Here is an 11,311-nt window from a genome sequence, read left to right on the forward strand (position 1 = left end):
TGACCAGAGGGTAGGGTCGAGTCAACCGAAGCGCGAGACCGACGCGCGAGACCGAATCGCACCACCGAAGCACACAACCGAGACACGGCGGCCGTCCGCTCGTCCGAGGCCGGGGGCAGCCGGGGAGGCACGGCCATGCTGAACAGACTGCACGACTCCATGCGACTACGGACCAGCCCCACCATCTTCTTCGGCTCCGCCCTGGTGATCATCGTCTTCGTGGTGATGACACTGGTGTTCACGGACTTCATGGACGCGGTCTTCGCGGACGGGTCCAGCTGGGTCATCGACCAGCTCGGCTGGTTCTACATCCTGGGCGTGACGGTCTTCCTGCTGTTCCTCGTCTACCTCATGGTCAGCCGCTTCGGGCAGGTCCGGCTCGGGGCCGACGACGAACGGCCGCATCACTCCAACCTGTCCTGGTTCTCGATGCTCTTCGCCGCGGGCATCGGCACGATCCTCATGTTCTGGGCCGTGGCCGAGCCGGTGAACCACTTCGCGAACCCGCCGCGGCAGGGCGTGGAGCCGGAGTCCATGGAGTCCGCGACCGAGGCCATGGGCTTCACGCTCTACCACTTCGGCCTGCACACCTGGACGATCTTCACGCTCCCCGCGCTGGCCTTCGGCTACTTCATGTACAAGCGCAACCTGCCGCCCCGGGTGAGCTCCATGTTCCAGCCGCTGCTGGGGCACCGGATCCACGGGCCGTTGGGGCGGGCCATCGACATCCTGGCCATCGTGGGCACCCTGTTCGGCGTGGCCGTCTCCATCGGCCTCGGCACGATGCAGATCAACAGCGGTCTCGCCCGGCTCTTCGGGATCTCGGAGTCCGCGCTGTCGCAGATCCTCATCATCACCGCCGTGAGCCTCGTCGCCTCGATCTCCGTGGCCCTCGGCCTCGACCGGGGCATCAAGCGGCTGTCCAACACCAACATCCTGCTCGCGATCGGCCTGCTCGTCTTCATCCTCATCTCCGGTCCCACCGTGCTGATGCTCAAGGGCATGGTCGAGTCCGCCGGCACCTACGTGGCGATGCTCCCGCAGCTCGCCTTCTGGAACGACGCCTTCGCCGACACCGGGTGGCAGAGCGGCTGGACCGTCTTCTACTGGGCGTGGACGATCACCTGGTCCCCGTTCGTGGGCATCTTCATCGCCCGCATCTCGCGCGGCCGCACCATCCGCCAGTTCGTCTCCGGCGTGCTCGCGTTCCCCACGCTGTTCTCCGTCATCTGGTTCGGCATCTTCGGCATGGGCGTGTTCAACATCGAGCTCAACGGCGACGGCGGGCTCGTCGAGGCCGTGGTGGACGAGGGGGACATCCCCGGGGCGATGTTCGTCTTCCTCGAGAACTTCCCGTTCTCGACCGTCACCTCCGCCCTGGGCGTGCTCATCGTGGTGCTGTTCTTCATCACCTCGATCGACTCCGCCGCCCTGGTCATGGACACCATGGGCAGCGGGCACGAGGAGGAGTCCCCGGTCCACCAGCGCGTGTTCTGGGTGATCGCCATCGGGCTCATCGCGGCGATCCTGCTGACCGCCACCGGCGCCACCGGCCTGGCGGCGCTGCAGAACGTGGCGATCCTCATCGGACTGCCGTTCTTCGTGCTGGGGTACGTGATGATCTACTCCCTGCTGAGAGCCCTGCGCGAGGACGCGGGGGAGGTGGGCGTGCTGCCCACCCGCCAGTGGCGCCGCGTGCTCCCGCCCGAGGAGTTCCACCGCCGCACCTCCACCGGGGCCGAGGTGGACGAGGAGATCGTCGTGGCCCCGGACTACGTGCACGGTTCGGAGCCGGCCAACGCTCCGGCCATCGAGCACCCGGAGCAGCCCGTCTACGTGCGGGAGTACCGCACCAGCACGGGATCGCTCAAGAAGGTCCGCGACATCGAGTAGCGGCCGTGGACAGAGCGGACCGAACGGGCCCACCGGCGTCTCCTGCCGGTGGGCCCGTTCGGTTCGTCCGCTCCGCGCATCCGGGCCGGGGACCCGCCCGGGCGCTAGACTGGTGATCACCATCACAAGGGGCAACGGGGGACGTCATGGCGAGGAACAGGCAGAAGACCAACCAGGACGGCGAGCAGCAGCACCGCATCCTCGACCGGCTCAACGCCATCGCGATGCGCGTCTACGGGCCCGGGGACCGCCTGGCCCAGACGCAGGAGGGCGAGCGCATGAGCGATGCCGCGGAGACGTGGTACCAGGAGGTCCAGGAGCACTTCTACGTGGAGAAGGACGAGCACGGCAACGAGTACCTCTACCACCGGGACGACTCCGGGGAGGGCACCAACACCGGCAGCGCGCGCAACTGACCCGCGGACAGCAGGGCGGGGAGCCTCGATGAGGCTCCCCGCCCTGCTGTCCGCGGTCGGAGTCTCGGCGAGGACAGCCCTCGAGCCGATCGCCCAGGCCCGGCGAACTTCACGATGGAGCAGCACTGAAGTACATCGGTTCGATCAAGCGGGAGATCGCCGCTCAGTTCGAGGAACCCGATGTGGAGTGGGTGCGCTTCTTCGCCACCACGGTCTACGAGTACGCCTTCACCCGGAAAGTGCGGGACCAGCTCACCCCACTGGTGGCCAAGGCCGCCCAGCAGTTCCTCAACGAACAGGTGAACAACCGTCTGACCACGGCCTTCGGCGTCGGCAGCGCACCCGCGTCCGTGGCCGCGGCGGACACTCCGGCCGAGGCGGTGCAGAGCGGGGACGCGGTCGAGAAGGATCTGCGGGAGTCCAGCGACGGAGTGGTGACGACCATCGAAGAGCTGGAGGCCTTCCAGATCATCCGCGCCTTCGTCTGCGTCCAGGGGAAGCCTCAGCGCGTCGTCCACCGTGACGCCAAGTCCGATTGCGCAGTCCTGTCGGACGACAACAGCCGCCGGTCCATCGCGCGACTGCACTTCACCACCGGGCAGAAGCACATCGGGCTCTTCGACGAGGACAAGTTGGAAACCCGGCACCGTGCTGCGGCCGCCGGTGGGTCCGTCTGGGACGATGAGTGCGGGCGACGGAGGAGGCGAGGGCATGGGTGGTGCATCCGGCGCCTCACCACGGGCGGGAACGGGTCGAGTCCGGAGATGGGGAACGCGCGTCGTCGTGGCGCTGACCGTCCTCGCCTCCCCGTTCGTCGTCATGCAGGCGTCGTTCCTCATCGACACGGCACCCATGGTGGCGGTGGCCGACGGGGTGCGACCGGCTCCCGGCTGGCGCGAGGAAGCGCGCAACATCTCAGGCGGACTGTTCTGCATCGACCTCGCCGTCCCGTGCGACAGCATGTGGCGCGAGTACCGGACGGAACAGCCGGTCACCGTGGCCGATGTCCAGCGCATCAGCGCCGAGGCAGGACTGGGGGTGCGGGTCGAGGGCGACTGTGACACCTCGCCTCTGCGCCCCGGCAGCACCGGACTGTACACGGCGTGCTCGGCAGAGGGCGTTGTCGACGACTACGACGTGCGGATCCGGGTGCTCAAGTTCCGGGAGGGCGACGCCCGGCGGATCATCCAGGTCGCGGTCAGCAGCATCGAGAATCGGTGACCCTTCCCGGCGTGATGAGCCCGGCCGGAGGGGTGGGCTGCGGCGGTCACGGCCAAGAGACAGCTCAGTTGAAGGGTTGCAGAGGTGCCATCGCCCGCCTGCGGCGTGGACAGCCGGTTGCCGCCGTATCTCAACTGTTGATGGGGAACGGGGAGTAGTGCTCGTGAGCGATCAACCACTGCCCGTGGCTGTCCACGAAGACCACGGTCGACCGGTTCCGGCCCGAGACGACGTCCCCCTCGACCCGGCAGTCCCACACGAAGATCCCGGTGGCGATGGCCACGGGGCCGAACACGTCGATCTTCAGGTCATCGAACCGTCCGTGGAAGTCCTCCATCCCGGTGAACTGTTCCCTCTCCAGCCGCATGCTGGTTTCGGCGTCCTGGCGGTCCAACGGCTCGACGTCGTCGAACTTCGTGAACTTCGGGCTCGCCAGGTGGTAGGCCGCCAGACGGTCGAAGTCCTTGGCCGTCGCAGCATCCAGGATCTGCTCGATCCGCGCCTGCACGGAAGCCTGCGCGGACTCGAAGGGATCAGCGATGATGTCCATCAGTTCCTCCTGGAACGCCTTCCGCAGCACCTTGGCCCTGTCAGTCATCGGAAGAGCCGGCCGGCACCGCGGTCGCGGCAATGGTTGCTGAATGCCCTCACTATCGTCCTCCGGACCTGCCACCCAGCACCACCCGGGCCGCATCACGACCTGGTTCCGCCCGAGTGCGGCGACCTCGGTGAGCGGGCCGGGTACGCCGTGGCTGATCGAGACGATGACCGTCCGGGTCGGTAGGATTTTCCCCGCCCTCGGGCCCTGGGTCCATACGAGCTGCAGGCCAAGCACCGGGCGCCGCTTGTATATTGAGACCGTGATCTTCTGCCGCCACCTCCCAGAGCAACGTCAACGCGTGCTGCTTGTTGAGCGGTGGCGCTAGCAGTTCGGCGTTCCCGCTCAACACCCTTCCGGCGTGGTGTAGCGGCAACACGGCTGACTTTGGATCAGCAGTCCGAGGTTCGATCCCTCGCGCCGGAGCATTCAAGACCCCCAGGTCTCGCCCTACCCGTTGTGTTCCCCAGCGACTTCTTCCCTGGCGTTCCACGATCAGTTCTGGTCCGGAAGCTGTGGCGAGATCGCCGATAGGGTCACAGGCGGTCTTCGAGGGCTGGCTGAACGCGTACCCCCATGAGGCTTGGATCCAAGTCAGTGCCGTTGTCTCATGGCCGGTGCAGTGACTCGTCCGGATGGGCCGCAAGTCAAAGGATGCGAGACGTCTCGTCCGACGAATTTGCGCCCGCATGTTTCCGCGGTTCAGCCTGTCTCGTAGCTATGTGCTTTATCCATGCCCCTGGAATCGGACACTCAACGTCAGTTGCGAGACAGGTGAGGTGGACATGGGGAAGTTGATCGGGTACGCCAGGGTCTCGACGCGGCAACAGGACGCGGACCGTCAAGTGTCTGACCTCCTGGCCGCCGGCGTACGACGCGATGACATCTATATCGACCATGGAGTGTCTGGAGGACGCGCGTCACGCCCGCAGTTCGACCGTGCGGTGGCCGCGCTCGAGTCGGGGGACACCTTGGTGATCACCACACTGGACCGGCTGGGGCGGTCGACGCAGAACATGCTGACCTTCGCCGAGACCCTGCGGAGCAGGGGAGCGGCACTGCGGGTACGCAACCTCGGTGGGGGAGACGTGGACACCCACACCCCGATGGGCTCCATGGTCTTCACCGTCATGGCCGCCCTGGCCCAGATGGAACTGGAGATCAAGCGGGAGCGGGTCACCGATTCGGTGGCCAAGCGCCGTGCTGCCGGTAAGGACCTCGGCGGCCGGCGTCAGACCTTCACAGATTCCCAGATCCGCAACGCTGTGCGGCTGGTGGAGTCGGGGGAGCCGGCCACCCAAGTGGCACGGGATTTGGGTATGTCCCGGGCCACCCTCCACCGCCGCATCCGAGAATTGCCCGTGCCCGCCGCTTGAGCGCACATGTGTGAGGCGGCATGGCCTCATTCCATGGCACCGACGTCGTGCATCGAGGGGAAGAGGAGCATGGCCAGTTCGGCGACCGTCTGTCCGCTGGGACCGTCGGCGCCCCGTTGAGCTGTGGTGTCGACAGGCCTACCGTGGTGTCCACGGACCCACAGCACTGCGACTGAGTAGGCGAACTCGTCATGATGGAGACCACGGCGCACCCCGGCACCAACATCGTCACCGTCGACGTCCACGGCGGCCTCACCGCCCAGGACATGCAGCAGATGCGTCAAGTGCTCGACGAGGTGATCCGCGACCACGGCCGCGTGCGGATGGTGGCGGTCCGGGGCAAGATCGACTTCACGGACATCTCCCCGAAGGCGATCTGGCTGGACCTGAAGTCCGCCGGTTACATCAAGAAACTGGAGCGCCTGGCGGTGGTCACCGACGTCGACTGGGAGGCGAAGGTCTCCGAGTGGACCACCGAGCTCGTCCACGTTCCGATGCGCAGTTTCGGGCTCGACCAGCGGGCCGCGGCACTGGCCTGGATCAGCCAGCCCTGACCGGGCCCCACCGACCGGGCCGAGAATGGCACCAGGTACCGCCATCTCGTTATCGCACACGGGCTGCCCCCGGTAGCGGCGATCGCCGGGACCAACCGCCGTGACTCCCAGCTCGTCGAGACGAACCTGGACGGGGTGACTCCGGTCCAGGGGGGCAGGTCATCGTCGATGCATCCCATCGCCGTCCGTGACCGGCCACAACGACGTAGGATGCCCTGGATTTGCGGATATGACCTGTGGAGAAGAGTGAGACATGACCGGTGAGATCCCCACCCAGCCAGAGCCTGGCACTGACGCGGACGGCTCGGGGGAGGAGCTTCGCCGGTTGCTGCTGGAACTGGGATCGGAGCTGCTCGCTGGGGGTCTGCCCGTCAACGACGTCGAAGGCGCGCTCCGCCACCTCGGTGTTGCCCTCGGACGACCCGACGTTGCGGTAGCGGCACTTCCCACAGGCCTTTTCGTCACCCTCGAGAGGGCAGGCGATACCGGGTTCCAGCCCACAGGTAACCCGCTGAGGTTCGAACAAACGGCTGAGATCCTTGAACTCGGGCAGCTGGTGCGCGTCGGCCGCCTCAGCATCGGTGATGCTCTGCGCGACCTGAAGCGGATCAGACATTCGCCCGCACGCTGGCCCGCATGGGTGTCCGACCTCGGTGCCGTTCCCGTGGGGGTGGGGTTGTGCGTTCTCCTCCAACCCGCCTTGCCCAACATCGCCGCCGCCGCCGCGGGGTCCTTGATCGTCGCAGGACTCTCCACGGTGGCCCGCCACTGGGCTGCGTTCAGGCCGTTGCTGCCGGTAACGGCCGCTTTCACCGTCTCTGTCGTGATGCTCCTGGCGGTGCAAGCATCCATCCTGGATGGCGCCTTGCGCACGATTGTGGCCATTCTGGCGATCCTGCTTCCGGGAAGCCTGCTGGTTACCGGTCTTTCCGAAATCGCAGCCGGGGCGATCAGCGCCGGCTCCGCCCGACTCCTCGGTGGAAGCGTGCAGTTGGTGCTTTTTGTCACCGGAGTCCTGACGGCGGCAGTACTTCTTCATGCTCCGCCCACCGACCTGGCCAACACGTATGTCACCAATGCCTCCTGGTGGACCATGGTCCTCGGGGTAGCGATCACGCTGGCCGGGATCATGATCTGGTTCAGCACGCCCCTTTCCGCCACCCCATACATCGTCGTCGTTGCCGGTCTCACCGCTGGTGTTCAACTCACGGTCCAGTCGATGTACGGTGCCGCCGCTGGAGGTCTTCTGGGAGCCATCGTCGCCGCCATCGCGGCCACCATCGCCCATGCGCTTCCCAACGCCCCGGTATGGCAAGTCATCTATCTACCGGCTTTCTGGGTCCTCGTTCCCGGCTCTTTCGGCCTGATGAACGCCGCCCAGATGCACTCCGGTGACGGCCTTCATGACCTCGCCACGGCAGGCTCAGCGGTGCTCGCCGTCGCCATCGGCACTCTGATCGGCTCCTTGATCAGCCAATTGCCACTCGCCCGCCACCGTGGTGTCCGATTTCTGTAAGAGACTGATGCGCCCCGGGGCCGGTGCAGGCACTGGTGTGCCGCTGGTGCTGACCACTGCCTCCGTCTCGACCCAGGTGCTCAACAGCCTGAAGCAGATCCAAGGAGCACCGAGCCATGTGCGATAGGGGTTCCTTCGCGGATGTCCCTGTTCACAGCCAACATGATGGAGACTTGATGCCACCCCGTGGAACCTGGCGCCCGACCCGGAATGAGCCCGGCGGTCCCGGTGTCCGGTCAGAACCTCACCCGGCACGGACTGCTGGCATGTCCTGAACCGTCCGTGGCCGGCACGGGGGTGGGCGTTCTTAGCGTGTCGGTGGTGGCATCCGGTGCTGGGCGTGGGGCGTCCCGCCGAGGAGTGGTGTGGGCGAGAGCCGATCTCCGGGGGTGGCCTCCACGCCTAGTACCCTCGGACGCGTACCGATGAACGACCAGTTGGTGATCCGTGTCTCGATCGGGCCCGTGGGCGGTGCCGACGTCACCTGTCGGGTCCGCGGGCCTCGCCGGGAAGGATCGATGTGCTCGAGACCATGCCCCTCGGCGCCGCCGTCGCGCTGTTCGGCCTGTGCACGGCGGTCATCGGAGTCGTGGGCACGAAGCTCGCCGGTGTCGTCGATCGCATCGCGGACCGCACGGGTCTCGGCGAGGCGATCGCGGGCGCGGTCCTCCTGGGCTTCGCGACGTCGCTGAGCGGCATCGTGCTCTCGGTCTCCGCCGCCCTGTCCGGCCGGCCGGAGCTCGCCATGTCCAACGCCGTCGGCGGAATCGCCGTCCAGACCCTCTTCCTGGCGGTCGCGGACCTCACCTACCGCCGGGCCAACCTCGAGCACGCTGCCGCATCCCTGGGCAACATCATGCAAGCGGCCCTGCTCGTGGCCCAGATGTCCTGGCTGCTGCTGGCGTTCGCCATGCCGGAGTGGACGATAGGACACGTCCACGTGGCCACGCCCCTGCTGCTCGTCTCCTATCTCTACGGCCTCCGGCTCATCCGCAAGGTGCAGACCGCGCCGATGTGGGGCCCGGCCCGGACCCGCGAGACCCGGGAGGACGTCCCCGAGGACAGCAACGGGCGGGAGTCCCTGCGCCGGCTGCTGATGGCCTTCGCGGGCCTCGCCGTGACCATCGGCACCGCCGGGTGGGCTCTCGAGAAGAGCGCCACCGTCATCGCCGATGACACGAGACTCGGGGAGGCGGTCGTGGGGACGCTCTTCACCGCCGTCGCCACCTCGTTGCCCGAGCTCGTCACCACGCTCGCCGCCGTCCGCAGGGGCGCCCTCACTCTCGCCGTCGCCGGCATCATCGGCGGCAACGCCTTCGACAGCCTTTTCGCCGCCTTCTCCGACGTCGCCTATCTGGACGGCTCCATCTACCACGCGGTTTCCGACCCCGTCGTCTTCTGGACCGCGCTCGGGATGCTCATGACGGCGTTCCTGCTCATGGGCCTGATCCGCCGGGAGGAGCAGGGGCCCGGCCGCATCGGCTTCGAGAGCTTGTCCCTCTTCGGCTTCTACGCGCTCGGAGTGGTGGTCGTGGTGGTGCCGGGCTGACCCTGGAGGCGCCGGGCGTTGACCGTGGGAAGCAGTTCAGGGACTACTGCAGGAGGGGCATCAGCAGCCCCAGAAGCACAAGGCTCACTCCGCAGATGCCCAGGGCCCAGGCGGGGGGCGGGGTGTTCAGTCGCCACTGCTGTGGCTGCCGGGAGTGGTAGTGGACGACCACATCAGCGCCATTCACCGGAGCGGGCTCTGGTGGGTTGGACCAGGATTCTTCGTGGATCTCGTAGCTGGTGGTGTGCCAGCGCAGGCAGTGTGCCCCGTCGCGCAGGACGTGGATGGCCACGGTCCGGTGCCACCGTGCGTGCAGCCAGCGGATGATGAAGGCGGCCGCGGCCAGGGCCACACCGGTGTTGGTGGCGGCGGCGCTGGAGACTTCGAGCAGAGCCGCTCCGCTGAGGTCGGTCACGGCCCCGAGCCTGAACGGTATGGCCAGGTCAGGGGTGGGCACGCTGCGGGAGGTCCTGCGTCCATGGGGTCAGTGTCGAGCGGCTGTCCGAGTACGCTGCCGCTGTCGAGGGCACGGTGGTGCGCTTCATGTGGAGGGCGGACATGACGGGAGCGTGTGTCGAACTCATCGCACATGTCGGGGTGCTCTCGGCCAAGGTGCTCCACGCCCAACTGGCGCCGCGACTGTCATGGTGGTTGGCCCACATCTCGCCCGCATGGCCGAAGGTGCGGTGAACCGCTGATCCGGCTCCATCGCGATGGGGTAGGGACCTTCGAGTCAGTTGCTGATTGCCGGTGCCGCGCAGATGTAGTTGGTCTCCAGGACCTGGGCGGCGAGGAACCGGGCCGCGTCCTGGCGGGTGACGGATGGACCCACGGAATCCCGGCGGGTCATCCCGACGTGGCGCACTCCGCGCGGGGGACCGCTGGTCATGCCGGGGCAGCGCACCATGGTCCAGCTCAGCGGGGACCGCGCGATCGTCTCGAACGCTGCGGCCACCTCCTGTCGGGTCTGCGGGCAGCAGCCGAGCTTCAGCAGGCGTAGGAAGCGGTTCCAGGAGAGCGGTCTGCCCGGCGGTTCCAACAGGACGTCCGGGCGCAGTCCGATGTAGCGCAGGTGCCCGTGCCGCTGCATGCTCGCGGCGATCTGGCGGGTCACGGCGGCGGAGCGTTCCAAGGCGCGGCTGCCGCGGCAGTCGCCCAAGGCATCGACGACGACCTCGTGCCCGGCGACGAGGTCATCCACCAGGTCCACCTCAAGGGGGTCACCGGTGCGCAGGGCCACCCGATCCGCCCATTCCTCCGGTACCCCGGCGAGGTCCTCGAGCACTGCGCTCACCGAATGGCCGCGGAAGACCAGGTCGGTGACGACATGACGTCCAAGGGGCGTGTCCGCTCCGAACACCACAACCTTCATGGGTCGGTCGCCACATCGGGCGGACGGAGCTCAGCAGCGGCTCGGGCGTCGTGGAGATGCGGTCGAGCCGCGGGGGACGGGGCAGGGCTCATGACCGGAAACCTCCCGGGAGATGTCATGGCCGACTGTTCGACTGCGCCCCACTGTAGGCGAAGGACCCAGTCACAGCACGTACCCGGCGGGGAACGACGGATCACCCACCGTCCAGCCGGTCCGGGGACGCGGGACAGTGATCTCACGGACGAGGACCCAGAGGGGGTGTGATTCTCAAAGCCGGTGCTGAGCTGCTCATCGACGCCGACGGCGTGATCGTGGTGTCCGCGGGAGTCACGATCCGAGCGAAGTGTGCGCTCCAGTTGCATGACGGTGTTCGCCCGGTGTGCCGTAGAGGTCTCGCCACTGCCTCAGGGGCGCCGATGAGGCGTTCGAGTATTGCTGCACATGCGCGGATGGCTTGGTTCTCCGAAGGGGACGAGTAGGCACCCCCGGGCGGCCAGCACGTCGGCTGGGGCCTCGGTTGCCTCTCCGGAGCAGCGGAGGAAGTCCGTCGGTCCACGCTGAAGGAACCACCCGGATGCGGTCCCTTCAGCGTGGGCGGGCTCAGACGGTGTTGTTGCCGTCGTTGCCGCGCCGGGTGCCGGCCCCTGTCTCCTCCGCGGACGCGTCCTCGAGGGTGGGCGCGGTCTCCGGGCCTGTCCCGGTGCGCTCGTACTCGTGGTGCGTGCCGTGGACGCGGTCCAGCAGTTCGTGGAAGTGCTGCTCGGAGGCGATGAGCTCGTCCCGGTACCGGGGGGAGATCGAGCCCATCTGCTCCTG

10 protein-coding genes, 1 tRNA gene and 1 pseudogene are annotated in these 11,311 nt (G+C 67.4%); 8 read left to right on the forward strand and 4 right to left on the reverse strand.

Annotation, left to right across the window (positions count from 1 at the left end):
* The first annotated feature begins 135 nt into the window (after positions 1-135).
* From RCG67_RS12155 to RCG67_RS12165, 3 genes are all read left to right on the forward strand, one after another.
* On the forward strand, positions 136-1,893 hold the full coding sequence (locus RCG67_RS12155) for a BCCT family transporter (RefSeq protein ID WP_368826548.1): 1,758 nt from the start codon (positions 136-138) through the stop codon (positions 1,891-1,893).
* 146 nt (positions 1,894-2,039) lie between these two features.
* Positions 2,040-2,309: a hypothetical protein gene (locus RCG67_RS12160; RefSeq protein ID WP_368826550.1), complete on the forward strand. Its 270-nt coding sequence runs from the start codon at positions 2,040-2,042 to the stop codon at positions 2,307-2,309.
* 783 nt (positions 2,310-3,092) lie between these two features.
* A complete protein-coding gene (locus RCG67_RS12165) occupies positions 3,093-3,530 on the forward strand; it encodes a hypothetical protein (RefSeq protein WP_368826552.1) in 438 nt (145 codons plus the stop codon).
* A 130-nt stretch (positions 3,531-3,660) separates the two neighbouring features.
* On the opposite strand, the gene RCG67_RS12170 is transcribed toward RCG67_RS12165, so the two are convergent.
* Positions 3,661-4,128: a nuclear transport factor 2 family protein gene (locus RCG67_RS12170; RefSeq protein WP_368826554.1), complete on the reverse strand. Its 468-nt coding sequence runs from the start codon at positions 4,126-4,128 to the stop codon at positions 3,661-3,663.
* Between the two features lie 355 nt (positions 4,129-4,483).
* Here RCG67_RS12170 and RCG67_RS12175 point away from each other — a divergent pair.
* From RCG67_RS12175 to RCG67_RS12195, 5 genes are all read left to right on the forward strand, one after another.
* Positions 4,484-4,554: transfer RNA gene (locus tag RCG67_RS12175), tRNA-Gln, on the forward strand.
* A 359-nt stretch (positions 4,555-4,913) separates the two neighbouring features.
* The gene (locus RCG67_RS12180) at positions 4,914-5,504 is read left to right on the forward strand and encodes a recombinase family protein (protein ID WP_368826556.1); all 591 of its coding nucleotides are present in this window, start codon (positions 4,914-4,916) and stop codon (positions 5,502-5,504) included.
* A gap of 191 nt (positions 5,505-5,695) precedes the next feature.
* Positions 5,696-6,058 carry a SpoIIAA family protein gene (locus tag RCG67_RS12185; protein ID WP_368826558.1) on the forward strand — a complete coding sequence of 121 codons (363 nt, stop codon included), beginning with the start codon at positions 5,696-5,698 and terminating at the stop codon, positions 6,056-6,058.
* A 253-nt stretch (positions 6,059-6,311) separates the two neighbouring features.
* Positions 6,312-7,574, forward strand: a complete 1,263-nt coding sequence (locus RCG67_RS12190; RefSeq protein WP_368826560.1) for a threonine/serine exporter family protein — start codon at positions 6,312-6,314, stop codon at positions 7,572-7,574.
* 520 nt (positions 7,575-8,094) lie between these two features.
* Positions 8,095-9,123 (forward strand): sodium:calcium antiporter, encoded by a 1,029-nt coding sequence (locus RCG67_RS12195; protein ID WP_368826562.1) that lies wholly within the window; start codon positions 8,095-8,097, stop codon positions 9,121-9,123.
* A gap of 43 nt (positions 9,124-9,166) precedes the next feature.
* On the opposite strand, the gene RCG67_RS12200 is transcribed toward RCG67_RS12195, so the two are convergent.
* The 3 genes and pseudogenes from RCG67_RS12200 to RCG67_RS12210 form a co-directional block, all read right to left on the reverse strand.
* Positions 9,167-9,538 (reverse strand): hypothetical protein, encoded by a 372-nt coding sequence (locus RCG67_RS12200; protein WP_368826563.1) that lies wholly within the window; start codon positions 9,536-9,538, stop codon positions 9,167-9,169.
* A gap of 318 nt (positions 9,539-9,856) precedes the next feature.
* Positions 9,857-10,495: an NAD(P)-dependent oxidoreductase gene (locus tag RCG67_RS12205; protein ID WP_368826565.1), complete on the reverse strand. Its 639-nt coding sequence runs from the start codon at positions 10,493-10,495 to the stop codon at positions 9,857-9,859.
* Between the two features lie 600 nt (positions 10,496-11,095).
* Positions 11,096-11,311 (reverse strand): annotated as a pseudogene (locus RCG67_RS12210) (hypothetical protein); the annotation flags it as partial.

The sequence above is a fragment of the Kocuria cellulosilytica genome (assembly GCF_040981245.1).
In the GTDB taxonomy this organism is placed as follows: domain Bacteria; phylum Actinomycetota; class Actinomycetes; order Actinomycetales; family Micrococcaceae; genus Kocuria; species Kocuria cellulosilytica.

Excerpts from the sequence above, each read along its gene's own strand:
- RCG67_RS12155 (WP_368826548.1), top strand. The coding sequence starts at position 136 with ATGCTGAACAGACTGCACGACTCCATGCGACTACGGACCAGCCCCACC.
- RCG67_RS12160 (WP_368826550.1), top strand. The coding sequence starts at position 2,040 with ATGGCGAGGAACAGGCAGAAGACCAACCAGGACGGCGAGCAGCAGCAC.
- RCG67_RS12170 (WP_368826554.1), bottom strand. The coding sequence starts at position 4,128 with ATGACTGACAGGGCCAAGGTGCTGCGGAAGGCGTTCCAGGAGGAACTG.
- RCG67_RS12180 (WP_368826556.1), top strand. The coding sequence starts at position 4,914 with ATGGGGAAGTTGATCGGGTACGCCAGGGTCTCGACGCGGCAACAGGAC.
- RCG67_RS12185 (WP_368826558.1), top strand. The coding sequence starts at position 5,696 with ATGATGGAGACCACGGCGCACCCCGGCACCAACATCGTCACCGTCGAC.
- RCG67_RS12190 (WP_368826560.1), top strand. The coding sequence starts at position 6,312 with ATGACCGGTGAGATCCCCACCCAGCCAGAGCCTGGCACTGACGCGGAC.
- RCG67_RS12205 (WP_368826565.1), bottom strand. The coding sequence starts at position 10,495 with ATGAAGGTTGTGGTGTTCGGAGCGGACACGCCCCTTGGACGTCATGTC.